This window comes from Nocardia sp. NPDC050406, from assembly GCF_044459025.1.
GTDB lineage: Bacteria > Actinomycetota > Actinomycetes > Mycobacteriales > Mycobacteriaceae > Nocardia.
The window spans coordinates 443,149-467,017 of record NZ_JBITIM010000001.1; the positions used below are offsets into that span (position 1 = coordinate 443,149).

Annotated in this window: 24 protein-coding genes; 11 read left to right on the forward strand and 13 right to left on the reverse strand. The window is 70.1% G+C overall.

Features of this window, described 5'->3' with window-relative positions:
• Positions 1 to 100: 100 nt before the first annotated feature.
• Positions 101 to 3,064, reverse strand: coding sequence for a crotonase/enoyl-CoA hydratase family protein (locus tag ACIBH2_RS02000; RefSeq protein WP_397112416.1), 2,964 nt, complete (start codon positions 3,062 to 3,064; stop codon positions 101 to 103).
• 88 nt (positions 3,065 to 3,152) lie between these two features.
• Positions 3,153 to 3,704 carry an adenylate kinase family protein gene (locus tag ACIBH2_RS02005; protein ID WP_397112418.1) on the reverse strand — a complete coding sequence of 184 codons (552 nt, stop codon included), beginning with the start codon at positions 3,702 to 3,704 and terminating at the stop codon, positions 3,153 to 3,155.
• 306 nt (positions 3,705 to 4,010) lie between these two features.
• On the opposite strand from ACIBH2_RS02005, the gene ACIBH2_RS02010 reads away from it, so the two are divergent.
• Positions 4,011 to 4,586 carry an NADPH-dependent F420 reductase gene (locus ACIBH2_RS02010; RefSeq protein WP_397112420.1) on the forward strand — a complete coding sequence of 192 codons (576 nt, stop codon included), beginning with the start codon at positions 4,011 to 4,013 and terminating at the stop codon, positions 4,584 to 4,586.
• A 46-nt stretch (positions 4,587 to 4,632) separates the two neighbouring features.
• On the opposite strand, the gene mshC is transcribed toward ACIBH2_RS02010, so the two are convergent.
• The 5 genes from mshC to ACIBH2_RS02035 form a co-directional block, all read right to left on the reverse strand.
• Positions 4,633 to 5,871 carry a cysteine--1-D-myo-inosityl 2-amino-2-deoxy-alpha-D-glucopyranoside ligase gene (gene mshC / locus ACIBH2_RS02015; RefSeq protein ID WP_397112422.1) on the reverse strand — a complete coding sequence of 413 codons (1,239 nt, stop codon included), beginning with the start codon at positions 5,869 to 5,871 and terminating at the stop codon, positions 4,633 to 4,635.
• A gap of 247 nt (positions 5,872 to 6,118) precedes the next feature.
• Positions 6,119 to 6,892, reverse strand: a complete 774-nt coding sequence (locus ACIBH2_RS02020; protein ID WP_397112424.1) for an SCO1664 family protein — start codon at positions 6,890 to 6,892, stop codon at positions 6,119 to 6,121.
• A 3-nt stretch (positions 6,893 to 6,895) separates the two neighbouring features.
• A complete protein-coding gene (locus ACIBH2_RS02025; protein ID WP_397112426.1) occupies positions 6,896 to 7,480 on the reverse strand; it encodes a DUF3090 domain-containing protein in 585 nt (194 codons plus the stop codon).
• Positions 7,481 to 7,519: 39 nt separating this feature from the next.
• The gene (locus tag ACIBH2_RS02030; protein ID WP_397112428.1) at positions 7,520 to 8,257 is read right to left on the reverse strand and encodes a histidine phosphatase family protein; all 738 of its coding nucleotides are present in this window, start codon (positions 8,255 to 8,257) and stop codon (positions 7,520 to 7,522) included.
• A gap of 39 nt (positions 8,258 to 8,296) precedes the next feature.
• Entirely contained in the window at positions 8,297 to 9,229 is a 933-nt protein-coding gene (locus ACIBH2_RS02035; protein ID WP_397116774.1) for an undecaprenyl-diphosphate phosphatase, read from the reverse strand.
• A 246-nt stretch (positions 9,230 to 9,475) separates the two neighbouring features.
• Here ACIBH2_RS02035 and ACIBH2_RS02040 point away from each other — a divergent pair, with 246 nt between their 5' ends.
• From ACIBH2_RS02040 to ACIBH2_RS02060, 5 genes are all read left to right on the forward strand, one after another.
• Positions 9,476 to 10,435: an aldo/keto reductase gene (locus ACIBH2_RS02040; RefSeq protein ID WP_397112430.1), complete on the forward strand. Its 960-nt coding sequence runs from the start codon at positions 9,476 to 9,478 to the stop codon at positions 10,433 to 10,435.
• Positions 10,436 to 10,455: 20 nt separating this feature from the next.
• Complete coding sequence (locus tag ACIBH2_RS02045; RefSeq protein WP_397112432.1) at positions 10,456 to 11,496, forward strand: hemin ABC transporter substrate-binding protein; 1,041 nt, start codon at positions 10,456 to 10,458, stop codon at positions 11,494 to 11,496.
• A 194-nt stretch (positions 11,497 to 11,690) separates the two neighbouring features.
• A complete protein-coding gene (locus ACIBH2_RS02050) occupies positions 11,691 to 12,680 on the forward strand; it encodes a FecCD family ABC transporter permease (protein ID WP_397116776.1) in 990 nt (329 codons plus the stop codon).
• Entirely contained in the window at positions 12,677 to 13,513 is an 837-nt protein-coding gene (locus ACIBH2_RS02055; protein WP_397112434.1) for a heme ABC transporter ATP-binding protein, read from the forward strand. Before ACIBH2_RS02050 ends, ACIBH2_RS02055 begins: the two co-directional genes overlap by 4 nt.
• 193 nt (positions 13,514 to 13,706) lie before the next feature.
• The gene (locus tag ACIBH2_RS02060; RefSeq protein WP_397112436.1) at positions 13,707 to 14,216 is read left to right on the forward strand and encodes a GNAT family N-acetyltransferase; all 510 of its coding nucleotides are present in this window, start codon (positions 13,707 to 13,709) and stop codon (positions 14,214 to 14,216) included.
• 40 nt (positions 14,217 to 14,256) lie between these two features.
• On the opposite strand, the gene ACIBH2_RS02065 is transcribed toward ACIBH2_RS02060, so the two are convergent.
• The 3 genes from ACIBH2_RS02065 to ACIBH2_RS02075 all read right to left on the reverse strand — a co-directional run bounded on the left by ACIBH2_RS02065 (position 14,257) and on the right by ACIBH2_RS02075 (position 17,347).
• Positions 14,257 to 16,359, reverse strand: a complete 2,103-nt coding sequence (locus ACIBH2_RS02065) for an MMPL family transporter (RefSeq protein WP_397112438.1) — start codon at positions 16,357 to 16,359, stop codon at positions 14,257 to 14,259.
• 1 nt (position 16,360) lies between these two features.
• Entirely contained in the window at positions 16,361 to 16,894 is a 534-nt protein-coding gene (locus ACIBH2_RS02070) for a hypothetical protein (RefSeq protein WP_397112440.1), read from the reverse strand.
• A gap of 99 nt (positions 16,895 to 16,993) precedes the next feature.
• On the reverse strand, positions 16,994 to 17,347 hold the full coding sequence (locus ACIBH2_RS02075; protein WP_397112442.1) for a hypothetical protein: 354 nt from the start codon (positions 17,345 to 17,347) through the stop codon (positions 16,994 to 16,996).
• Positions 17,348 to 17,529: 182 nt separating this feature from the next.
• Here ACIBH2_RS02075 and ACIBH2_RS02080 point away from each other — a divergent pair, with 182 nt between their 5' ends.
• The 3 genes from ACIBH2_RS02080 to ACIBH2_RS02090 are packed head-to-tail and all read left to right on the forward strand — an operon-like array spanning position 17,530 to position 19,909.
• On the forward strand, positions 17,530 to 18,546 hold the full coding sequence (locus tag ACIBH2_RS02080) for a YncE family protein (protein ID WP_397112444.1): 1,017 nt from the start codon (positions 17,530 to 17,532) through the stop codon (positions 18,544 to 18,546).
• Complete coding sequence (locus tag ACIBH2_RS02085; RefSeq protein WP_397112446.1) at positions 18,546 to 18,812, forward strand: DUF5703 family protein; 267 nt, start codon at positions 18,546 to 18,548, stop codon at positions 18,810 to 18,812. Before ACIBH2_RS02080 ends, ACIBH2_RS02085 begins: the two co-directional genes overlap by 1 nt.
• A gap of 14 nt (positions 18,813 to 18,826) precedes the next feature.
• Positions 18,827 to 19,909, forward strand: coding sequence for a quinone-dependent dihydroorotate dehydrogenase (locus ACIBH2_RS02090; protein WP_397116778.1), 1,083 nt, complete (start codon positions 18,827 to 18,829; stop codon positions 19,907 to 19,909).
• Between the two features lie 58 nt (positions 19,910 to 19,967).
• Here the strand turns inward: ACIBH2_RS02090 and ACIBH2_RS02095 are convergent, their stop codons facing one another.
• From ACIBH2_RS02095 to ACIBH2_RS02105, 3 genes are all read right to left on the reverse strand, one after another.
• Positions 19,968 to 20,354 (reverse strand): hypothetical protein, encoded by a 387-nt coding sequence (locus ACIBH2_RS02095; RefSeq protein WP_397112448.1) that lies wholly within the window; start codon positions 20,352 to 20,354, stop codon positions 19,968 to 19,970.
• A gap of 151 nt (positions 20,355 to 20,505) precedes the next feature.
• Complete coding sequence (locus ACIBH2_RS02100) at positions 20,506 to 20,790, reverse strand: hypothetical protein (RefSeq protein ID WP_397112450.1); 285 nt, start codon at positions 20,788 to 20,790, stop codon at positions 20,506 to 20,508.
• Positions 20,787 to 21,077 carry a hypothetical protein gene (locus tag ACIBH2_RS02105; protein WP_397112452.1) on the reverse strand — a complete coding sequence of 97 codons (291 nt, stop codon included), beginning with the start codon at positions 21,075 to 21,077 and terminating at the stop codon, positions 20,787 to 20,789. The genes ACIBH2_RS02100 and ACIBH2_RS02105 overlap by 4 nt, the downstream gene beginning before the upstream one ends.
• Before the next feature lie 464 nt (positions 21,078 to 21,541).
• Here ACIBH2_RS02105 and ACIBH2_RS02110 point away from each other — a divergent pair, with 464 nt between their 5' ends.
• Both ACIBH2_RS02110 and ACIBH2_RS02115 read left to right on the forward strand, forming a co-directional pair.
• A complete protein-coding gene (locus ACIBH2_RS02110) occupies positions 21,542 to 22,186 on the forward strand; it encodes a GTP cyclohydrolase II (RefSeq protein ID WP_397112454.1) in 645 nt (214 codons plus the stop codon).
• 76 nt (positions 22,187 to 22,262) lie between these two features.
• A complete protein-coding gene (locus ACIBH2_RS02115) occupies positions 22,263 to 23,774 on the forward strand; it encodes a PfkB family carbohydrate kinase (protein WP_397112456.1) in 1,512 nt (503 codons plus the stop codon).
• The last annotated feature ends 95 nt before the right edge of the window (positions 23,775 to 23,869 follow it).

The following is a 23,869-nucleotide window of genomic DNA, read 5'->3' on the forward strand; positions in this document are numbered from 1 at the left end:
CGCCTGGGGATCAGCGTGTCATCGTGGGATTCGGGCGCGGACAGTGGTGTCGCGGCAGTCACCCTGGCTCGGCCGCGTGGCGCGGCCGAGCCAGGACGGTCTAGCGTCCCTGCCACACCGGTGCGCGCTTCTCGATGAACGCGCGCACCCCTTCCCCGGCGTCCTGCGACGACAGCGCGGGCCCGCCGATCTTGCCCTGGAGGTCGAGGGCTTCGGCGGTGGACCAGTCGGGGCATTCGTCGATGATGCGTTTCGACGCCGCGACGCTCAGCGGCGCGTTGACGGCGACGCGTTCGGCCAGCTCCAACGCGGCGTCGAGGGCGTGGCCGGGGGCGGCGACCTGGTTGATGAGACCGATCTCGGCGGCGCGGGTGGCGGTGATGGGGTCGCCGGTGAGCGACAGCTCCATCGCCAAGGCGCGCGGTAGGCGTTGGGCCAGGCGCAGCACACCGCCGCCGACCGCGACCAGGCCGCGTTTCACCTCGGGGATGCCGAACGTCGAATCCTGCGCCGCCACAATGAGATCGGCGGCCAACGCGAGTTCGCAGCCGCCCGCGAGCGCGGGTCCTTCGACGGCGGCGATCAACGGTTTGGTCGGAGGTTGGCCGATGACGCCGAGGATGCCGCGTTTCTCGGTGACGGGCACCTCGCCGCGCGCGGCGGCCTTGAGATCCATTCCGGCGCTGAAGTATCCGCCCGCCCCGGTGAGGATGGCGATGCGGGCGTCGGGGTCGGCGTCGTAGGCGTCGAGGGCGCGTTCCAGGCCGAGCGCGGTCGCCAGATCGATGGCGTTGCGGGCATGCGGGCGGTTGATGGTGATGACGGTGATGTGGCCGCGCCGCTCCACCAGCACCGGGGCGGGCGGCGGCGCGGGCAGCACGGTGCGGGTGGTGTCGGTGACGGTGAGACCGCCGTCGGTGACGGTCACCGACGCGCCGAGCAGGTCGCGCTCGGACAGGTCGGCCAGCAGCGCGGAGTCGCTGCCGCGCACCAGGACTCGCTCACCCTTGGGGGTGAGCACGCTGACGATGGCGGCCTCGGGTGCGCCGTCGCGGTCGTAGGGCAGCGTGTAGGCCTCGATCACGGCGGGCCCGGAGTAGTCGGTGCGGGCGGGCCGCGACGCGGGATGTTCGATGACCGGTGTCAGATGCCGGTACCCGGTTCGGGGTGGGGTGGTCGAGTACACGCCGAGCGCGTGTTTGGTGAGATACCAACCCAAGGAGGTCGCCAGACCGTAGCTGCCGGGTTCGGCGCGCAACTTCTGCACCAGTGTCGCCACGGCGTGGCCGCCGTAGTTGTTGCCCGGTCCGCCGCCGAAGGTGAGCCCGCCGGTCACCGACAGCGGCCGTTTCGGGTCGTCGACGGGCAGCCCGAGTTCGCGTGCGGCGATCTGCACCGCGACCGGGAAGCAGGCGTAGAGGTCGATGTGGGTCAGGTCGTCGGCGCTGATTCCGGCGTGGTCGAGGGCGGCCGCGCCGAGGGTGCGGATGGCCGGGGAGGCGGCCAGGTCGGCGCGTTCGCTGACGAACCATTCGTCGTGCCCGGACGCGCCCGCGTGCAGGAACACCCATTTGTCCTGCGGGATTCCGGCGGCCTCCGCGGCGGCGGCACTGCACACGATGATGCCGCTGGCCATATCGACCTGCAAGTTCGCGCACTCCAGTTTCGTGTACGGGGTGGAGATCATGCGGTTGTCGGCGGTCACCGTCGCGATCTGGTCGGCAGTGAACTCCTGCGGCTGCCAGGCGTTCGGATTGCCCGCCGCCACCGCCGACAGCCGCGACCACAGCTGCGCGACGGCGTCGGCGTGTTCGTCGGGGGTGCGGCCGAGGACGTGGCGGTTGGCCGATTCCAGCAGCGCGTACATGTTGATCGGCGCGAGCAGCCCGGCCGCGGTCTCGGCGGTGTTGTTGGCGGGCTTGTCGATACCGACGGTGCGGGTCGGGCGCACGGTGGCGGCCTGCACGGGCCAATCCACCTCGACTCCGGCGCGCTGCGCCGCCGCTTGTGTCGCGCCCGCTTCCGCGCCGGTCACCAAGACGACGTCGTAGTCTCCGGCGGCGATGGCGGCGGCGGCCTCGTTGAGCACCAGTTGGCCGCCGTCGCCGCCGAACGGGCTGGACTGCACGGTGTCGACCTCGCCCGCGCCGACCGCGGCCGCGACCAGCGCGCCCAGATCGCGGTACTGCCACGACGTCGACGCCACCGCGTACACGGCGTCGGCTCGGCGCAGCAGCGCCTCACCCGCGCCGGAGTCGGCCGCGGCGCGCCGCAACGCCTGTTCGGCCAGTGCCGACGGGTCCCGGAACTGCGGGTCGGGGGTGCGGGCGACGACCTGGCCGACGCCGACCAGGACCGGGGTGGTCGGCGCCAACACCACATCGGAGGCTTTGTGCCGCACCGCTTTGCGGGCGGTGCGCGGCTGGTGCGGGGCCGCCGACCCGAGCGCGGCGGGGAGCGCGGTCAGCGAATCGCGCAGCGCCTCACCGAGACTGCGCGCCACCGAACCGCCGAGGGGTCCCTCGATCGGCGCGCCCGCCAATCCGGCGTCGACGAAGACCGTGCACCCGGTCGCGGTGGGGGCGACGCTGATCCAGAACGCCAGCCGCAACCCTTGCGGGCCGGTGCCGCGAATCTCGAATCCGGTCGCGCCGAGCTCGGTGACGGTCCAGCGCAGTTCGGCGGGGATGCCCATGAACTTGGCCTGCTGGGTGTATTCCAGGCCGGGTTCGGCCTGGCCGGGTGGGTCGCCGCGCCAGCCCGCGTGGAAGGTCAACCAGTCCGGCATGCGACCCAGCTGCAGCAGGTAGGCCAGTGCCGCGTCGGCGCTCACCGCGAGATCCTGTTGGGCGTGGGCGCTGCGCGCGAACTCCCCCAACCCCTCGGGCGGCACGTGTTCGCCGAATTCCTGCGCCGGTTCGGGTTCCGTGGCCTTCCCGGTGAAGCCCGCGAGTAGGTCGCGCACGATTCGGGGATCGCGGCGCACCGCGCCGAGCAGTTCACCTCCGGCGCGAATCTGCTTGCGCACCATACGGATACGGTCGAATCCGGGCACCGCCGTCACCGTCCTACCTCCTCATCGAGGGTGAGAGCATCAGAGGCTCACCGTATCGCTATCTACGGTGCGGCGGGAAGGGGTGGTGTGCGCCCGGTCAGCGCAGCGCGTCGAGGATGCGCGCGTACACCTGCTCGGTGGAGCCCAGTCCCGAGACCACGCGGTAGCGCAGACGGCCGTCGCGGGCGCGGTTGCGGTAGTAGTCGAGCACCGGGCGCATGCAGCGGGCATGGGCCTCGATGCGGGCGCGGCGCGCTCCGGCGTCGGGTGAGTCGGCGTAGCGGCGGATCAGGATCTCGAGCGGAACATCCAGGGCCACAACGGTATCGAGCGGGATGCCCGCGTGGTCGAGGCGCTGATCGAGCAGCCAGGCGCGGTCCACGCTGGCGGGTACGTCGTCGAGCAGGAAGCCGTCACGGGTGTCGTCGCGCACCAGGTGCGCGGCGAGGATGTCCACCAGCAGGGTGTCGTCGACCGGCTCGCCGCGGTCGGCGACCGCGCGGAAGCGCCGCCCCGGTTCGGTATCGGCGTCGACCGCCGCGCGCACCGCGCCGCCCAACGCGATCGAGGGAATCCGCAATCGTTCCGACAGCAGCACCCGCTGCATCCCCACCCCCGAGCCCATATTCCCCGACAGCACAGCGCGCATGGTTCGACTCCCGCCGGTTCGCCCGGTGTACCTCACCGCCACCCCGGTACGGAAAGAGTTGCACGACACCGGCATTCGCGCCACGGGTCCCGACGAAACCGGCGAGGGGCGAATCGGCGACCCGGCGACGCGTGGGCGCGTCGGCAACGCCGCCGCAGTACGCGACGAGACCCGAGCTCGCGGGGTGGGCTGCCGGGTACGGCGTCGGCCCGCCCGGACCAAGCGTCCATGCGGATGGCTATCTGTCAGCTACTATCGGTTCGTCGCTCGACGTCTCGTCATCCATTCGGCTGAAACGAGGACATCATGCGTGTGGGATTCATCGGAACCGGCCGCATCGGCGGCAATCTGGCCCGGCTGCTGGTGGCGGGCGGTGATTACGTCCTGCTCAGTGCCGAACACCCCGACGGGCCCAAACGGCTCGCCGACGAACTCGGCGAGCACGCCACCGCCCTGTCGGTCACCGATATGCTCGCCGCCACCAATGTGGTGGTCATCGCCGTGTGGTGGGAGGCCTTCGGCGATATCGCCCGCGAGTACGGGCCCGAACTCCAGGGCAAGATCATCATCGACCCCAGCAACCCGCTCACCGAGGTGAACGGCGTCCCCACCCCGCTGCCGGTGCCGGACGGGTTGACCAGCCCGCAATACCAGTGGAAGCGCCTCGGCGACGTCCGCCTGGTCCGCACCTTCGGTGACCGTCTGGCCCCCGACCTGCTCGCCGACGGCCAACGCGGGCAGAGCGGCGGCGAGCGCTCCGACATGCGCTACTGGAGCGACGACCGCGAAGCCGCCGCCACCGTGGTGCCGCTCATTCGCGACGCCGGATTCGAACCGGTCGACGGCGGCAGCCTGGCGCAATCCAAGAACGCCGGAGAGTAACCCGCCTCCAGCGAGGGGCACATTCGGCGCGCAGGCTCGATCCGTCTCAGAGTGCGATGCCGAGCAGCGCGTCCACCGCGTCGCGGACCAGCCCCGGCGCGGTCGTGTCGGGGCCGCCGTAGCTGATCGCCTGCTGCGCCCAGTTGTCCACGGCGGCAAGCGCTTTCGGGGTGTCCAGGTCGTCGGCGAGGTGTTGGCGCAGCCGCGCGACGGTGTCCTCGGCGGCCGGACCGGAGCTCAGCGCCGCGGCGGTGCGCCAGCGGTCCAGACGCGTCAACGCCTCGGCGAGCACGGCATCGGACCACTCGCGGTCCTGACGGTAGTGCCCGGCGAACAACCCGAGGCGGATGGCGGCCGGATCGGTGCCCGCGCGGCGCAGCGTGGACACGAACACCAGATTGCCGCGCGATTTGGACATCTTCTCGCCGTCGAGGCCGATGAGTCCGGCGTGCACGTAGTGGCGGGCGAAGCGGCGGCCCGCGACGAGGGCTTCGGCGTGCGCGGCGGAGTACTCGTGATGCGGATAGATCAGATCGCTGCCGCCGCCCTGAATATCGAATTCGGTGCCGATGCGGTTCAACGCGATCGCCGCACACTCGATATGCCAGCCGGGCCGACCCGCGCCGAACGGGGCGGGCCACGACGGCTCACCCGGGCGCGCGGCACGCCACAGCAGCGGATCGATGGGGTCGCGCTTACCCGGCCGGGTCGGGTCGCCGCCGCGTTCGGCGAAGAACCGCTCCATGGTGGCCCGGTCGTAGCCGGATTCGTAGCCGAACTGCTCGGTGGCGTCGTGCCGGAAGTAGATGTCGGCGAACTCGGGATCGGAGACCACATAGGCCGCGCCGGAGGCGAGCAGCTTGTCGACCAGCTCGACGACCTCCTGCACCGATTCGATCGCGCCGATGTAGTGCGCGGGCGGCACCACCCGCAGCGCGGCCATGTCCTCGCGGTACAGCTCGATCTCGCGGCTGCCCAGCTCCTGCCAGTCGATGCCGTCGCGCTGCGCGCGTTCGAACAGCGGATCGTCGACATCGGTGACGTTCTGCACGTAGTGCACGTCGTGGCCCTGATCGCGCCACAGCCGGTTCACCAGATCGAAGGTGAGATAGGTGGCGGCGTGCCCGAGGTGGGTGGCGTCGTAGGGGGTGATGCCGCAGACGTACATGGTGGCGGTCTTACCGGGCGTGACCGGGCGCACCTGTTTGTCGGCGGTGTCGAACAGACGCAACGCCGGTCCGGTTCCGGGAACGGTGGGGACAGCGGTATCGGACCAGGACTGCATGATTCGAGGGTAAAGCCACCATCGAGGCCCAGCCCCGCCGCCCCCGCTCACCGAGATCTGCGACACGCCCACCGAGCTGCGCCGACCTGCACCGTAGACGATCTCGCGCGGCCGTCAACCATTGGAATCATGATTCTTGCAACGTTTTCGGCCCTCCGGACGCGCGCGTCGGCGTGGGTTGCCGAGGATGCGACCGCGCGCATCGCCAGCGGGCGGCTCTGGACCAATGCTCGCGGCAGCGGCGAGTTCAGAACGCGGGCCAGGGAATCGGGCGCGTGCCCTGCGGTAGCGGCAGCACCGGGTTGTCGAGCAGTGCGCGCCCGCGCGTCTCGAGCGCGTCGATCTCGGTGTCGGTGATCAGCTCGGCCAGCCGGTCACCCAACTCACCGGGCAGTGCTTTCACGAAAAGCGTGATGTCGGAGAGCAATTCGTCCTCCACCGGCTCCCCGGCCCACCCCCACAGCACGGTGCGCAGCTTGGGTTCGGTGTGCAGGCAGATGCCGTGGTCCACCCCGTACACGCGTCCGTCCGCGCCGTCGAGGGCGTGCCCGCCCTTGCGGTCGGCATTGTTGAGCAGCACATCCAAGACGGCCATGCGGCGCAGTCGAGGATCGTCGGCGTGGATCAGCGACACCGGCCGCCCGCCCCCGTCCAGCGCGCGCAGCACCTCCCGAAACCCCTCCGGTATCTCCCCGACCGGACACAGATCCACCAGCTCCGGCCGCCCGACCGGTTGCCGCACCTGCTCGATCCACCGCTGCACCATGCCCGGCCCGACCGGCCCGTCGCGCAGGATCGTCTCCGGGATCAACCCCCACCCCAGCGCATCCGACACCAGATACGACGCCACTTCCCGCCCGGCGAGGGTGCCGTCCGGAAAATCCCACAGCGGCCGTTCCCCGCGCACCGGTTTGTAGACCACGCGTACCCCGTCGGCGCCGCACACCAGCGTCACATTGCTGGCGGTGGTCACCTGGCCGACGATCTCGAGGTCGGCGGTGGCGAAGGGGTCGCGGGCCACGGGTCAGTCCTCGATCTCGGTCGCGCCGAAGATCTCGCCGCGCTTGTAGCCGTTGGTGCGCACGCACATGTGCCCGTTGGGTGAGAGCGGCTCTCCGCACAGCGGGCACGGTGGCCGTCCCGCGGCGATCACCCGCGCGCTGCGTAGCGCGAACTCGCGCGCCTGGATCGGGGTGAGGAACACCCGCACCGCGTCGGGCCCCTCCTCGGTGTCGTCGAGCACCACCGATTCGTCGACCTCGGTCTCGGTGATGGCCAACAGCTCCACCACCACCGCGTTGGCGTCGGCGTCCCAGCCCAAACCCATGGTGCCGACCCGGAATTCGGCGTCGATGGGGGTGACGAGCGGGGCGGTGTCGGCGACATCGGCGGCCTGCGGCGGCACCGGGGTGCCGAAGCGGCGCGCGACCTCGTCCAACAGCAGACCCATCCGATCGGCCAGTACCTTCACCTGCTGCTTCTCCAGCAGCACGCTCACCACGCGCGGTTCCTGCACAGCCTGCAGGTAGAAGGCGCGGTCGCCCGGCTCGCCGACAGTCCCGGCGATGAATCGATCGGGGGTGCGGAAAATATGGATTGCTCGGGACAATCTGCACCTCCTGACTGCACTACCCGGAATGAGAACTACTCACTGAGAATCGGGGCGTTCCGCATCCCCATTATCCGTACTCGCGGTGTTGCCCGTTTCCCCGCCGGGAACCGGCCCGGTCGGTGGCGGGCCGTCGCGTTGCGGGGTGATCGCCGCGAGCGTGGACAGATCGGCGCCCGTGTCGTTGACCCGCCACACGTACGGCGCGGTCGGGGTGTAGCGGATCACGCTGATCGACGCGGGCTCGACGGCGATGCGCTGGAACAGGTCCAGATGCATGCCGTAGGCGTCGGCGATCACGGATTTGATGACGTCGCCGTGGGTGCACGCCACCCACAACACCTCGCCGCCGTGTTTTCGTGCCAGCGCCGCGTCGTGTTCGCGCAGAGCGGACACCGCGCGAGACTGCACCTGCGCCAACCCTTCTCCGTGCGGGAACACCGCCGCCGAGGCGTGGCGCTGCACGACCTTCCACAGCGGTTCGGTGACCAGTTCGCTGAGCGGGCGGCCGGTCCAGTCGCCGTAGTCGACCTCGAGCAGGCGTTCGTCGGGTTCGGCCTCGAGGCCGAGTTTGTCGGCCAGCGGCGCGACCGTGCGCTGGCAGCGCAGCAGCGGCGAGCACACGATGTGTTCGATGGGCAGCGAACCCAGCCGTTGCACCAGGGCCTGGGCTTGGTCGCGGCCACGGTCGGTGAGATCGATACCCGCGCTGCGACCGGCCAACGTGTGGGCGACATTGGACGTGGACACGCCGTGCCGCAACAGGATCACCGTCACCGGATCAGCCTACTGGCTGCTTGGTATTGGGACATGTGATCACGTCGCCGAGATGACGCCACCGGCGAGCAGACCCATCACCGTGAGACCCAGCAGCACGCGGTAGCCGACGAACCAGTTCAGCGAATGGTCGGCGACGAAGCGCAGCAGCCACGCCACCGACGCGTAGCCCGCGGCGAAGGCGATGATGGTGGCCACCAACAACTGTGGGCCCGAGGCGTTGAGTCCGGAACCGGCGGGTTCGAAGGCGTCGGGCAGCGAGAACAGGCCCGAGGCGAGCACGGCGGGAATGGCCAGCAGGAACGAGAACCGTACGGCCGCCTCACGAGTCAGGCCGCAGAACAGGCCCGCCGTGGACGTCGCCCCCGAACGCGACACGCCCGGGATGAGGGCGAGGCACTGCGCGAAGCCCATGATCAACCCGTCGCGGGTGGTGAGCTGCTCGATGGGTCGCTGCTTCTTGCCGTAGTGCTCACCGGCGGCGATGACGAACGCGAACGCGATGAGCATGAACGACACCAGCCACAGATTCCGCGCGCCCGTGCGGATCTCGTCCTTGAACAGGAATCCGAGCACGCCGATGGGGATGGTGGCGATGATCACGTACCAGCCGACGCGGTAGTCGAGTTCGCGTTGCGCGTCGGCGGCCAACCCGTAGTCGGGGCGGCGTTCGTCGTAGACCGGGAGCCGCGTGGTGGGTTGGTCGTGCAGCGGCACGGTCTGGCGTTGGCGTGGGGTGATCTTCGACCACATGGTGGTGCACCAGGCGAGCAGGATGCGCCAGATGTCCTTGGCGAAGTACACGAGAACGGCGGCCTCCGTACCCAACTGGGTGACGGCGGTGAACGACGCGCCCGCGTCGTCACCGAAGAACACCGACGACACGATCCGCAGATGCGCCGAGGAGGAGATCGGCAGAAACTCCGTCAAGCCCTGCACCAGCCCCAGCACCACCGCCTGCAGCCACGTCATCGACTCGCCCACGCACCACTCCTTGTCCACACCGAATCGTCTTTTCCCGGTGGACAATTCGCCCACCGCCGACGCGTCGCGCCGGATCGCGCGCCGCGATACCGCAGCGACCCTACCCGGCGCCGCGCGCGCTCGACCACCGGTGCGGCCGCGGGCGGGCACGCCGGAGTCGACGGCGAGGCATATCCCGGCGGACGCGACGGGTGCGCTTAGGCTGACCGGTGTGACACAGGGGTTTGCACGGTGATGGAACAGCGCACAGTCGGACGCAGTGGGCTACGGGTATCGCGACTGGGGTTGGCTACCCACACGTGGGGGCGGGAAACCGATCCCGAGGACGCGGGCGCGCAGTTGATGGCGTTCGTGGAGGCGGGCGGCACGCTCGTGGACACCTCGCCGTCCTACACCGACGGCACCGCGCAGCGCATTCTCGGCGAACTGTTGCGGGAGGTGGGGCGCGAGGAGTTGGTGCTGTCCGGCAGCGCCGGGCGTCGCCCGCTGCTGGGCGATCCCGCCGCGCCCGCGCCGACGCCGACCCGGTGGGCGGTCGACGCGTCGCGGCGCACCATGATGCGCCAGCTCGACGCCACCCTCGCCGCGTTGGGTACCGACCATTTGGATCTGTGGACCGTGGACGCGTGGGATCCGCACACCCCGCTCGAGGAGATCGCGGGCACCCTCGAGTACGCGGTGCGGTCGGGGCGGGTGCGTTACGCGGGGGCGCGCGGCTACGACGCCTGGCAGTTGGCGACCATCGCCGCGGCCGCGCCGATCACCGCCGCCTACTCGCCGTACTCGCTGCTGGCGCGCGGCGCGGAACACGAATTCGTGCCCGCCGCACAGCATCACGGCATCGGCGTGGTCGCCACCGCGCCGCTGGCCGGGGGGATTCTGACCGGCAAATACCGGGACGGGGTGCCCGCGGATTCGCGGGGCGCGGACGAGGCGACGGCCGCCGAGATCGTCGCCTCGCTCGACGATCGCGCCACCCGGGTGGTGGACGCGCTCGTCACCGCCGCCGACGGGCTCGGCGTGTCACCGTTGGCGGTGGCGTTGGCGTGGATTCGCGATCAGCCCGGGGTGGCGTCGATGATCGTGGGCGCGCGCGATATCGGGCAGCTCACCGGGGTGCTCGCCGCCGAAACCCTCGAATTGCCGCGCGCGATCGCCGCGGCCCTCGGAGACGTGAGCGCACGCACAGAATGAGCCAGGCTAGCCTTACCTGCATGCAGCCTCTGGTGCGTGGTCGATCCGTGTTCGCCCGGCGTGTTCTGCTCATGCTGGTGGGTGTGAGCCTGGTCGCGGGCGTGACCGCGTGCCGGGGCGTCGACACCGGGGCGGGCGGTCAGCAGGGGCCGACCACCGCCACCGTCGGCGATCTGGATCCGGTGCCGATCGGGCCCGAACCCACCCCGGTGCTGCCCGCGACGGTGAAGTCCTTCGACGGCAGCGAGGTCACCGTCACCGACGCCAGCCGCATCATCGCCTCCGACCGCTACGGCACGCTCGCGCAGACCGTGGTGGCGCTGGGGCTCGGCTCGAAACTGGTGGGCCGCTCCAACTCCGCGGCGTTCCCCGCGGTGAAGGACCTGCCGACGGTGAGCAGCGGTTCGGGCACGCTGAGCGTGGAAGCCGTTGCGGCACTGCGGCCTTCGGTGTTCCTGACCGACACCACCGCCGCGACACCGGCGATCCGCGACCAGTTGAAGGCGCTCGGCATCACCGTCGTCTACTTCGATCCGCAGCGCAGCATCGACGGCGTCGCCCCGCAGATCGAAGCCGTCGCCGCCGCGCTCGGTGTGCCAGACGCGGGCAAGGCGCTGGCGAAGCGCACCACCGACGAGATCGCCGCCGCCGAAGCGGCCGTGCCGCCGCAGGATCCGAAGCCGCGCATCGCGTTCCTGTACCTGCGCTCCACCGCCATCACCATGATCGCCGGGCAGGGGTCGGGCGCGGATACGCTGATCACCGCGATCGGCGGCATCGACGCGGGCACCGCCTCGGGGATCACCGAACAGTTCCTGCCCATCACCAGCGAGGCCATGATCGCCGCGGTCCCCGACGTCATCCTCGTCATGAGCGACGGCCTGGCCTCGGTCGGCGGCGTCGACGGCGTGGAGAAGATCCCGGGCATCGCGCAGACCCCGGCCGGACGCAACAAACGCGTGGTCGACATGGCCGATTCGGTGCTGCTGTCGTTCGGCCCCAACACCGGGCGCGTGCTGACCGCGCTGACCCAGGCCGTGTACGGCACCACCCACGCATGAGCGAGGCGAACGAGGCGGCCGACCGGCCGCACCCGAAGGCCGCCGTCGCGGCTCGGAACGTGACGCGCGGTCGCCCGACACCGTCCTCGACGATGCCGCACGACCTCTCCGCCGACGCCGTCGATCCCGACCCCGCGCGCGGCGCGCGCCGCTGGTCGCGTACCGCGCTGATCTTCGCCGCCGCGCTGACGGCCATGGTGGTGTTCGCGCTGATCTCCGCCGCGGTCGGCCAAGTACCGACCACCCCGGCCGAAGTGGCGGGCAGCGTATTTCACCGCATGGGCCTGGACTGGGGTCCGATGCCACACCATCCCGCCGGATACCTGACCCTGTGGGAGGTGCGCTTCCCGCGCGTGGTGTTGGCCGCGCTGGTCGGCGCGGCCCTCGCCACCGCCGGTGCGCTGCTGCAAGGCGTCTTCGCCAACCCGCTCGCCGAACCCGGCGTGATCGGCGTGTCCTCCGGTGCCGCGGTCGGCGCGGGCGCGGTCATCGTGCTCGGTGGCGCGTTCGCGGCCGCCTGGTCGGTCGCGGCGGGCGCGTTCGTCGCCGGACTCGCCACCACCGTGCTCGTCTACGTGCTGGCGCGCTCGAACGGGCGCACCGAAGTGGTGACGCTGGTGCTCACCGGTGTGGCCATCAACGCCTTCGCCGCCGGACTGCTGTCGTTCCTGCTGTTCACCGCCTCCCCCGCCGCCCGCGATCAGATCGTGTTCTGGCAGTTGGGTTCGCTCAACGGCGCGACCTGGCAGGCGGTGTGGATCGTGTTGCCGCTCACCGTGTTCGGCGTCGGAGCCGCCATGTGGATGGCCGCGCGCCTGGATCTGCTCGCGCTCGGCGAATCCGCGGCCCGCCACCTCGGGGTCGACGTGGAGCGGTTGCGCCGCAATGTGATCGTCGTGGTCGCGCTGCTGGCGACCGCAGGGGTCGCGTTCACCGGCATCATCATGTTCGTCGGCCTGATCGTCCCGCACCTGGTGCGCATGCTCGTCGGCCCCGCCCACAAGGTCCTCATTCCGCTCTCGGCGATCCTCGGCGCGGTCGTGCTGCTCGCCGCCGATATCGGCGCACGGTCCATCGTGCACAACGCCGACCTGCCGTTGGGCATGCTCACCTCGCTGGTCGGCGGACCGTTCTTCTTCTGGCTGCTGCGCCGCACCCGCGCCCGCTCGGGAGGCTGGGCATGAGACGCGCACGCACCCTGTTCCAACGCGCCCAACCACTTCCCCAGCCGCCCGACACCGGCAGTGTCACGCTGCGGGCGCGCGGCGTGGTCGTGGAACGCGGCAGCGACCGGCGCGTGCTGGACGGCGTCGATTTCGAGGTGCGCGCCGGGGAGATCGTCGCCCTGGTCGGCCCCAACGGCGCCGGAAAATCCACGCTGCTGGCCGCGTTGACCGGCGAACTCGACCTCGTCGCGGGCAGTGTCGAACTCGACGGCCGCCCGCTCACCGCGTGGACGCCCCTCGATATGGCGCGTCGTCGCGCGGTGCTGCCGCAGGCGCACACCATCGGATTCCCGTTCACCGCACGCGAAGTCGTCGCCATGGGTCGCGCGCCGTGGGTGCGCACCGACCGCCAACTCGACGACGACGAACACATCGCCGCCGCCATGGCCGCCACCGACGTCACCCACTTCGCCAGCCGACCGTTCCCGGCGCTGTCCGGCGGTGAACGCGCCCGCGTCGCGTTGGCGCGCGTCCTGGCCCAGGACACGCCGACGCTGTTGCTCGACGAGCCCACGGCCGCATTGGATCTCGGCCACCAGGAACAGGTCCTCGCTTTGGCGCGCGATCGGGCGGCCAAGGGCGCGGCCGTCGTGGTCGTCGTCCACGACCTCGGGGTCGCCGCCGCCTATGCCGACCGCGTCGCCGTACTCGACGCGGGCCGTATCGCCGCCGACGGCCCGCCGCGGCAGGTGCTCACCACCGAGCTGCTCACCCGCGTCTATCAGCATCCGGTGGAGGTGCTCGACCATCCGGTGACCGGCGCGCAACTGGTGCTGCCCGTGCGGGGGTGACCCGACCGCGCCGCCGCGGTGTTATCGTGGTCGGCGTTCGTGTTCGTCTCGATCGAGGAACTGGAGGTGGGGTTGATGACCGCGCGCAAGGCTGTCGCCGCGACCGACCCGGCCTCCGCGACGGCCTGACCCGTCCCCTCCTGCCCCGCGCTCGCGCGGTGGCCGTCCACGAGCACGAAAAGAGTCCGCCATCATGGCATTTCAGCACTGGTACACGCGCGCCGAAACCCGCGACGACATCCCGGTCGTGCGCGATATCGTCGCGGCCGCGTTCGAACGACCCGACGAAGCTGAACTCGTCGACAAGCTGCGCGCCGACCACTCCTGGCTCGAGGGCCTGTCCCAGGTCGCCGTCGACGCGCACGGCACCGTCATCGGGCACGCCCTGCTCACCCGCTGCCACATCGGCGACACCCCGGCCCTGTGTCTGGCCCCGGTCTCGGTGCGCCCCGACCACCAGAACACCGGCGTCGGTGACGCGGTCGTGCGCGCCGTCCTCGCCGCGGCTACCGCGCGCGGTGAACGGTTCGTGGTGGTGCTCGGGCATCCGAGCTACTACCCGCGCTTCGGATTCACGCGCGCGGCCGAGCACGGTATCGGAGTGAGCTTCGAGGTCGATCCCGACGCGCTCATGGCAATGAGCCTCGACGGTGCGCCGCTGCCGCGCGGCGTCATCGCCTACGCGGCGCCGTTCGGCATCTGAGGCACGTTCGGGCGGGGGCCGTGGGTCCCCGCCCGAACGCTCAGCGCCACACCAGTTTCAACACCGCCGGGGTGAGCAGCATGCGAATCACGGTGGCGTCCAACAGCAGTGCGGCGATCATGCCGTAGGCGATGTATTTCATCAGCACCAGATCCGAGAACCCGAACGCGCCGGTCACCACGATCAGAATCGCCGCCGCCGAGGTGATCACCCCGCCGGTGTGCGCGATGCCGTAGCGGATCGCCTCCTGCGGTGACGCGCCGTCCGCGCGCGCCTCGGCCATCCGCGATTGCAGGAACACCTCGTAATCGGTGGACAGCCCGAACAGCACCGTCACGATCAACACCAGCACCGCGAACATGAGCGGTCCGGGCGTGAAATCGAACAACCCCGCCCCGTGGCCCTCCACGAAGATCCAGGTCAGAATGCCCAGTGTCGCACCGAGACTCAACGCGCTCATGGCGACCGCCTTCACCGCCAACACCAGCGATCGGAACGCCGCGTACATCAACGCGACCGCGGCGCTGACCAGGATCAACGCCAACAACGGCAGGCCCTCGATGAGCCCGTGGATGCTGTCGCGTTCCAGCGCGGGCACCCCCGCCGCCATCACCCGCACGCCGTCCGGTTGCGGGATCGAGCGCAGCGCCGCGATCGCCGCATCCGCCTCGGTCTCCTCGCGCAACCCCGCCCCGAGCACGGTCACCCCGTCCTTGGTGGGCGCGAACGGATCGAACGGGCCGGTCATCAAACCCGCGGTGCGCTGGTTGGCCTCGTAGCGGATATCGGAGAGCTGCTGCGAATTCGCGTCCACCACCACGAGTTTCAACGGTTCGGTGCGGAAGCTGGGGAACCAGGCGTCGAAGTTCTGCTGCGCCACCCGCGCCGGATTGTCCGCGGCCAGATAGCGTTCGCTCAAACCCCCGAACTCGATATTGCGGAACGGCAGGATCAACGCCAGCAGCGCCAACACCACCGGGGTGATCACCAGCCACGGCTTGCGCATGGCGAACAGCGCCAGCCGCGAGAAGAACCCGTCGTCGATCTGCTGCGCGGTACGGATACTCGCCAGGCGATGCCACCCCCACAGATCGATGCGCCGCCCCACGATGCTCAACGCGGCGGGCAGCGCCGTCACCGACAACACCGCCGCCAACAGCACCGAACTGATCCCGCCCAGGGGAACCGAGCGCAGCACCCCGTTCGGGTAGATGAACAGCGCGCCCAGACTCACCGCGATGATGGCCGCCGAGAACAGCACCGTGCGCCCGGCGGTGGCCACCGTGCGCGCGGTCGCCTCCTCGACGCCGCGCCCGGCCGCCAACTCCTCCCGGAACCGCGTCACCGCGAACAATCCGTAGTCGATCGCCAACCCCAAACTCACCAAGGTGACCACCGCGGAGGCGAATACGTTGACCTGGATGTGGTCGGTGAGCATGCGCATGATGCCCTGAGTGCCCAGAATCGTCATACCGCCGATGAGCACCGGCAACAGCGCGCCCACAACCCCGCCGAACACGAAATACAGCAGGATCGCCACCAGCGGCAGCGCGATCAGTTCGGCGCGGTGGATATCGGTCTGCATGCCGGTGTTGATGCCCTCGACCACCGGTTGCAGCCCGGCCAGCTGCACGGTCGTGCCGCCCGGACCCGCGCCGTCGTTTCCGGCGCGGAAGTCGTCCTTGACGGCCATGTAGTTGTTGACGGTGTCGGTGCCGCCGTCGCCGCGCAGACCGATGGAAGCGAAAGCGTGCGTGCGGGTTTCGTCGGCGAACTGCCCCATCATGGAGCCGTCCCAATACGAGTCGACCTTGAGGATGCGGTCGGCGTGCAGCGTGCGCAGCCGGGTCAGCTCGTCGGCGACCGCGGCGCGCAGCGGCGGTTCATCGAGGGTGTGGCCCGGCGGGGCGGTGTAGACCACGATCAGATCCGAGTCGGTGTCGCGCCCGAAGGTGGAATCGGCCAGCTTCGAGGCCGCCACCGATTCGCTGGACTCGTCGAACCAGCCCTCCTGGGTGAGGTGATCGCCCAGGTCGCGGCCGTAGAATCCCGACGCCAGCACCGCCAACCCGAACAGCGTGAACACCAGGTACCGGTGGCGGTGGATCAGACGCCCCCACCGCAGCGAGCCGGATTCGAGCATGTCAGCCGCAGGCCGCGGTGGTGTAGTCGGCCGAGCGCAGAATGCCGCACAGATCGGTGCGCGAGATCTTCCAGCGCCCGTCGGTGTGCACGAAATGCACCACGGTGGTGCGCACATTGGTGCCGGTGCCGTCCTTGTCCAGGCTCAGCGTCGCGGTCAGGGTGCCGTCGTGGTTGTCGAACACCGGATCCTTGACCCCGTACACCGCGCGCGGATTGTCCTGCAGCGCTTTGTACATGTCGGGGATGGCGTCCTTGAACGCCTCGCCGTCCTCGATGAGCGCGGTGCGTTCGGAGTCGGGCAGATTCGGGTCCAGCGCGGATTTGATCTGCGCGTCGAGTTCGGCGGCGGTCGGGATGGCCGGGCGCTGCGCGGCGCTGGTGGCCGCGGCGGCCGAGGAGGAGGACTGCGCGGCCACCGCCGAGGAGCGGGCCGCGGCCACCGAATCCTCGTCCGCGCCGCCGCCGCAGGCCGCGAGCGCGGCCCCGAGCACGGCAAGGGTCACGGCGGTGGCGGCCGAACGTCGAAGTGCCATCAACTTCCTCGCGTCGAACTGATGTTGCTTGCCCCTAGTCAATCATGCGCGGCGCGCGCGGGGTCAATCATGCGCGGCCGACGCGGACCGTCCGGCATGTCACATCCCGTCGAGGACCGCGCCGAGGCGACCCAGCAGTGCGCGCACCGTGGTCTGCTCGCGGGGTTGGGCGGCCGCCACCTGCACCGCCTGCGGCAGCAGATCGCGCACCAACGCCACCACGCTGCGTTCGTCGTCGAGGTCGATATCGGCGACGGTGGTCTGCGCGACGGCCTCCACATCGGCCGCGTCGGGGACCTCGGTCGCCAGATCGGCGCGGTAGATCTCCAGGACGAGGGTGGAGCGAACCGTCCGGAACGCGAACGACCGTCCGTCACCGGTGCTTCCGAAACCGTGCGCGTAGCGACCCACGGTCACATCCTCGACGGCGAATCCGGATGTGTGGTCTGTCACCAACCGCTCTCCCTGATGCTGCCCTGCGTTCACTTCCACCGTAACCTTTGCCGCCGACACCTGACCGCGGCTCGCCGCCGCGAACACCCCCGCGGCCGGGGCACGCGAGCCATCATGGTCAGATAAAGAGGCACGCATGGTTTCGGCAGACCATGGTTTCGGCAGACGAAGGAGTTCGGTGCATGCGCCGTCGCGGCTGGACCCGCTCGGCCCTCGCGGCCGTGGCGGCGGTGACCCTGTTCGCGGGCTGTTCGTCCCAGGACGACGTGGAGCCCGGAGCCACACGCGAACCCGCCACCCCGGCCGCCGCGCCCGCCGTCGCGGCGACGCCCGCGGGTGAGGTGAGCCCCAGCGCGCCCATCACCGCGGTGCTGGCCGCCCCCGACACCGGGGTGCTGGCGGTACTGAGCGATGGCGGAAAGTCGTTGCGGCTCATCGACCGTGGCGCCACACCACCCACCGAACGCACCCTCGCGCTGCCCGCCGCGGCCGCCACCCTCGCGCCGGGCGCGTCGGGTGAGGTGCTCGCCCCCGCCCCGGGCCGGGTGCTGCGGGTCGCCGCGGCCACCGGCGCGCTCACCGAGATCCCCGTCGACGGCGACGCTAGCGCGGTCGCGCCGCGTCCCGACGGCGGTCTCGCGGTTGGGTTGGCCGACGGGCGGGTACTGATACTGAATGCCGACGGCGCGGTCTCGCACACTGTCAAGGGCCTGGCCTCCGCCGACGCCGTGGTGGCGTCGGGTGAGCAGGTCGTGGCCCTGGACCGCCGCCAGACCGTCATCACCGAACTCTCCCTGGACGCGGGCCGTCCCGGGCTGGCCCTGCGCGCCGGGGACGGCGCCACCACCATGATCGGCGACCACTTCGGACGCCAGCTCGTCACCGACACCGCGGGCGGCGAGCTGCTGGTCTACACGGCCGATCCGCTCGTGCTGCACCAGCGTTTCCCGGTAGGCTCTTCGCCCTACGCACTCGCCTACGATGAACGGTCCGAGACCGTGTGGGTGACGCTGACAGGCACGAACGAGGTCGTCGGCTACGACCTGTCGACGGGTATACCGGAAGAGGTGGGACGCTACCCGACGGTTCGCCAACCCGATTCGGTGACCATCGACGAACGCACCGGTGACATGTTCGTGGGATCCGCGACCGGTGACGGTCTGCAGCGGATCGGCGCGGACCAGCGAAAGGGGCAGTGATGGCTCGGGCCTCACGATCGGCGCGGCAGCAGCGCACACTTCCGGCGGGGTGGGAGGACGCCAGCGACGAGGAGTACGAATACGTCCCGTTGCGACTACCCCCCGACGTCAACCGGGTCACCGCCTCCATGCGGCTGACCATTCAAGCCGAATTCGGCGGCTGGGAGCTGTCGCGAGTACGCGCCTACACCGACGGCAGCCGTCGAGTGTTGTTGCGCCGCCGCAAAACCGCGCTGTTCACCCCCGCCCCCGAGGCGGCGATGTGAGTATGGGGGCCTTTCTGTACGCGCTGCTGCTCAAGGCGATGTTCCTGCTGCCGCCCGAACGCATCCACCATCTGGCGTTCGCGGCGATGAAGCTGGCCGCTCGCTTCGCGCCCACCCGGTGGCTGCTGGCGAAACTGCTCGTCGTCGACGATCCGATCCTGCGCAGCACCGTGTTCGGCGTGGACTTCCCGGCGCCGGTCGGGTTGGCCGCCGGATTCGACAAGAACGCCGAAGGCGCCGACACGTGGGGTCCGCTCGGGTTCGGCTACGCCGAGATCGGCACCGTCACCGCGCAGGCGCAGCCGGGCAATCCCGCGCCGCGACTGTTCCGGCTGCCCGCCGACCGGGCGCTGATCAACCGCATGGGCTTCAACAACCACGGTGCCGCCGCGGCCGCCGACCATCTCGCGCGCCGCGCGCCCGGCGGCATCCCGATCGGCGCGAACATCGGCAAGACCAAGGTCGTGGAGGCCGCCGACGCCGCCTCCGACTACGCCATCAGCGCCAAACTGCTCGGCCCGCTCGCCGATTTCGTGGTCGTCAACGTCAGCTCCCCCAATACGCCGGGACTGCGGGATCTGCAGGCGGTGGAGTCGCTGCGGCCGCTGCTGCGCGCCGTGCTCGACAGCGTCGAGGTGCCGGTGCTGGTGAAGATCGCCCCCGATCTGTCCGACGAGGACATCGACGCCGTCGCCGATCTCGCGGTGGAGTTGGGGTTGGCCGGAATCGTGGCCACCAACACCACCATTCGCCGCGACGGGCTGCGCACCGCCGCCGATGAGGTCGAATCGCTCGGTGCGGGTGGGCTGTCCGGGCCGCCGGTGGCCGAACGGTCCCTCGAGGTGTTGCGTCGCCTCTACGCCCGGGTGGGCGATCGGGTGGTGCTGATCTCGGTCGGCGGTATCGAAACCGCCGACCAGGCGTGGGAGCGGGTGCTGGCGGGAGCCAGTCTGCTGCAAGGGTTCACGGGATTCATCTACGGCGGGCCGTTCTGGACGCGGCGCATCCATCGCGGGCTGGCGGCGCGGCTGCGCGAACACGGCTACGCCAACCTGGCCCAGGCGGTCGGCGCGGGACACACCGCACCGCGCAGCTGAACTCTGGCGCTGGACTCGGGAAACTCCGGCGCTGGACGCGAATTCGCCGCGCGCGCAATCACATCCAGCGCTGCTGGGAGCGCGCGCCCGAGACGGCGGGCAGATGGGTGGACGGGCCGGACAGCACCGGCTCGCGGCGGGCGGCGGAGTCGGGGTCGAGACGGTCGGCGGTGCGCACCGCCAGCATGATCACCGCGTGCTCGACCAGCACCCCGAGCCGTCGCGCCAGATCGGCGGCCAGCGCATGGGCGACGGCATCGTAGACCACCTCCGGATCCGAGAGCAGCTCGTCGAGTTCCATTCCGGCGCGGGCCTGTTCGCGGGTCAGCCGGTGCTCGGGCAGCCAGCTCAGCCGCCAGATCCGCGCGCCCGGGCCGGGCACGCGGAAGGCGTACTCGGGGGTGATATCGCTGGTCATCGCCCGGTCGGTCATATCGATAGCCACAGGTTCCTCCCATCGGGCCACCGCGGGAAGGCCGGGTTCGGTCCCTCCCGCCGTGCCTACCGACACGAGCGGTCGCTCGCATCGGAGCTGTTGCGGTCTTATCGGGTGCCATCCGGTCGGTATTTCAAACGCCCGCTCAGCTCCCGGTTCCTCATGCGCTCCGCCGCCCCATGAGCACATACATCGCGTCCTCCACGGCTATACCGAGTTCCTCGGCGCTCTGGATTGCCCGCGCCGCGACCACCATGTCGCGCTGGTAGTGGTCCCCCGCGAAGATCTCCGCCAGCTCCATCCCCGCCAGCGCCTGCGCCCGCGTCACCAGCCGCGCGGGCAACCAACTCACCCGCCACGACAGCTCCCACCCGTCGGCCACCCGCTGCGCGACCTCCGCGGTGAGATCACTGGTCATCTGCCACTCGGCGACGAAGATCGTCACGACTCCCCCCGCTCCAGTCTGCGCCGGTACAGGATGGAGATGGCGTCGATCACCGTAATCCCCAACGTAGCCGCGATATCCTCGGCCCGCCGCGCCGCCGCCGCATCCCGCTCATCATGCGGCCCACTCAACAACTCGGTGAGTTCCATTGCCGCCCTGGCCTGTTCGAGCGTCAACCGCGGCTCCGGCCGCCAACTCAACTCCCACGCCGGATCATCCTCGGTACTGCGCCGCGCCCACTCCTGGGTGAGGCTGCTGGTGATGGATCGACTGCTTTCGTAGATCACGACGGTGTGCTCCTCACGGGATGGGGAGTCGTCGCCACGCTGGCCAGCTTTTTCGGTATGCCGGGACCGGCCGATCCCGGGGCGGTGATCGACCGGTGAAGCGCTGCCGAGTAGTCGAAGGGCGACGAGTCCGAGTGGTCGGATGTGTGTCTAGACGGAATCCGCCCGGACGCCAACGGTATTCGTCTCCAATTCCGCGTCGGATTCACCGTGCGTCGCCGTGCGACACCGCCTGATACGTCGCTTGGGGAGATTCACTCCGAACACCAGGACCTCCCGACCGTCTGGTGGGGGCGTTTACCGCCTAACCCAGCATGGCATTTGCCATCCCGTTCCGGCAATTGCCGTTGCCACCAAAGAATTGACGGTCCTCCACCGTGCTAAACCAGGTCGGCGGTAACGCTACGAGTATCCGTTGTCCCGCACGGGTCGATAACGCCCGCGCAGCTGTCATCATTCGTGGTGTGTGTGGAACCGGAAATGGCTCCGCCGCAGACGATTCGGCGGCCGTGTCGCTGACCGTCGCGGCGGAACATTCGTTGACCCGCAAAGGCCGCGAGATTCAGATCCAGGTGATGGAGGTGACGGCCGATCCCACGATCGGCCACCTCCTCGTCTTCGGCGAGCTCGGAGACAATCCGCTCGTCCGCCTGCACTCACGCTGCCTCTACGGCGATGCGCTGAGGTCCGACGACTGCGATTGCGGTGCCGAACTGGAATTGACGATGGACATGATCCAGGCCGAGGGCGCGGGCGTGTTGGTCTACCTCGAACAAGAAGGGCGCGGTGCGGGGCTGATCGCCAAGGCCCGGGGGCTGCGCCTGAGCGAGGAGTACGGGGTCGACACCTTCACCAGCTACCGCATGCTCGGTGTCGACGTCGACTCCCGCTCCTACACCCGCGCCGCCGAAAGCCTGCGCAGCGGACTGGATCTCGCCGCGGTGCGACTGCTCACCAACAATCCCGACAAGGTCGAGGCGCTGCGCGCCGCGGGGCTGCGCGTCGAGGTGGTGCCGCTGCGCACCCGACCCCGCAGCGAGCGCGCCAAGCACTATCTCGAGGCCAAGCGCATCCACGCCGGACATCTGCTGCACCGGCATCCGCCGTGACGGCAATTGCCTTCGCCACAGTGCAATTGCCGTTTCGCCCCCAGCGGAAACCACATGAGCGGTACCGTAAGTGCGGATGGCAATGCAGCACAGCCCCAGGGACCCCGAACCTGCGACGACAGCGCAGGACACCGGCATGCTCGCCGTGCGCAATATTCTCAGCCGCCTCGGCAAACGCTCGGGGTTGAGCCCGGAGCGCTTGCGCGGCACCGAGATCGACGTCGACGCGCTGTTGAAGCTGCCCGTCGTCCAAGGCCACGCGACCCATACCGGCCTGTCACCGGCCGAAGCCGTGCCCGGGGTGATCAGACACGCGGCCCGGCGGCTGGCCCCGACCGAACGGCTCATCGTCGACGCCGAACTCGCGCTTGGCTTGCTACGCGACAACCCGCCCGACGGCGTCGATCTCACCCGTCTCTACGCCGCCGAACTGGGCGACCGCCGCAAATACCTGATCGAGCGGTGGCGGATGCTGCACGAGAAATTCGGGGCCGAGGCCACCCCGCGTACGCCCACCGTGCGGACGCTGCGTGGCGAACCCGAACGCCGCGCGTTCACCGCGCTGGCCCAACTGCTCACCGCCGGAACGGCTTTCGACGCCACCGACACCACCGAGGGCGATTCCGTCGACGAGGCGCGCGGACGGGTGACCGTGGTCGGCGACGCGGTGATCGACCAGATCTTCGTCGTCGACGAGATGCCGGTGCCCGGCTCGTCGAGCTGGTGCGACTTCGAACAGTCACCGGGCGGCAAAGGGCTCAACCGCGCGGTGGCCGCCGCGCGGCTGGGCCTGCGGGCGCAACTGCTGGCCGCGGTCGGCGACGATGGCGAAGGCCAGCAGATCTTGTCCTACCTGCGCCTGCGCGGCGTCGATCCGAGCCTGATCGCGGTGGTCAGGCGAGCCCGTACCCCGGTGACCGCGGTGATCCAGGCGACCGCCAAACTCCCCGCCAATCTCGCCTACAAGGACGACCGGCTGCGCCTGCACGCCGAAGACCTGGAGTCCCCCGCCCACCGCGGCGCGCTGGCCACCGCCGACGTGGTGTTGCTGACCTTCGAACAACCCCTCGAGGTGATCGTGCGCGCCCTCGATATCGTCGCCACCGCGCCACGTCCCCCGTGGGTGATCGTCAGCGCCTCCCCACCGCTGAACAGCTCGCCGCGCAAGCTGTATCGCAGCCTGCGCGCGGTGCACTACGTGATCGGCACGCCTTCCGAGCTCGAGCGCTTGGCCTCGGACAACCCGAGTGGGGCCGGTGACGCGGCCGACCGTCTGCTCGTTCTCGGCGTCGATACGGTCTGCACGATCGACGGCTTCCAACTCCGGATACGTTCGCGCCGTGGCGACGTCGTGGTTTCCGACGTGCCCACCGCGATGGCCGGATCCTCGGGCGCCTACGCGGCGTTCTCCGCCGCGCTGGCCTACCGGCTGGCCACTCGGGGAAAACCGGCCGACGAGACGGATTTCGCCTGGGCGGTCGCCGCCATGACCGCGACTCAATCGGTGGGCGGCGTCTCCGAGGTGATGCCGTCGGTCGCGGAGATCGACGACCTGGTGGCGGTCGACGCGGCGCGAAAAAATCACTAATCGGAGTTGTCCCATGCATCCGGCACACACTTGGCTATCGTTGCGGACGCACTGTGTGGGCTCGCTGCGGTGAGCTGCGGGTCCGCTCACCGAGC

Excerpts from the sequence above, each read along its gene's own strand:
- ACIBH2_RS02040 (WP_397112430.1), top strand. The coding sequence starts at position 9,476 with ATGGAACAGCGCACAGTCGGACGCAGTGGGCTACGGGTATCGCGACTG.
- ACIBH2_RS02045 (WP_397112432.1), top strand. The coding sequence starts at position 10,456 with ATGCAGCCTCTGGTGCGTGGTCGATCCGTGTTCGCCCGGCGTGTTCTG.
- ACIBH2_RS02050 (WP_397116776.1), top strand. The coding sequence starts at position 11,691 with ATGGTGGTGTTCGCGCTGATCTCCGCCGCGGTCGGCCAAGTACCGACC.
- ACIBH2_RS02115 (WP_397112456.1), top strand. The coding sequence starts at position 22,263 with ATGGCAATGCAGCACAGCCCCAGGGACCCCGAACCTGCGACGACAGCG.
- ACIBH2_RS02010 (WP_397112420.1), top strand. The coding sequence starts at position 4,011 with ATGCGTGTGGGATTCATCGGAACCGGCCGCATCGGCGGCAATCTGGCC.
- ACIBH2_RS02055 (WP_397112434.1), top strand. The coding sequence starts at position 12,677 with ATGAGACGCGCACGCACCCTGTTCCAACGCGCCCAACCACTTCCCCAG.
- ACIBH2_RS02005 (WP_397112418.1), bottom strand. The coding sequence starts at position 3,704 with ATGCGCGCTGTGCTGTCGGGGAATATGGGCTCGGGGGTGGGGATGCAG.
- ACIBH2_RS02085 (WP_397112446.1), top strand. The coding sequence starts at position 18,546 with ATGGCTCGGGCCTCACGATCGGCGCGGCAGCAGCGCACACTTCCGGCG.
- ACIBH2_RS02080 (WP_397112444.1), top strand. The coding sequence starts at position 17,530 with ATGCGCCGTCGCGGCTGGACCCGCTCGGCCCTCGCGGCCGTGGCGGCG.
- mshC (WP_397112422.1), bottom strand. The coding sequence starts at position 5,871 with ATGCAGTCCTGGTCCGATACCGCTGTCCCCACCGTTCCCGGAACCGGA.
- ACIBH2_RS02065 (WP_397112438.1), bottom strand. The coding sequence starts at position 16,359 with ATGCTCGAATCCGGCTCGCTGCGGTGGGGGCGTCTGATCCACCGCCAC.
- ACIBH2_RS02035 (WP_397116774.1), bottom strand. The coding sequence starts at position 9,229 with ATGACGTGGCTGCAGGCGGTGGTGCTGGGGCTGGTGCAGGGCTTGACG.
- ACIBH2_RS02060 (WP_397112436.1), top strand. The coding sequence starts at position 13,707 with ATGGCATTTCAGCACTGGTACACGCGCGCCGAAACCCGCGACGACATC.
- ACIBH2_RS02070 (WP_397112440.1), bottom strand. The coding sequence starts at position 16,894 with ATGGCACTTCGACGTTCGGCCGCCACCGCCGTGACCCTTGCCGTGCTC.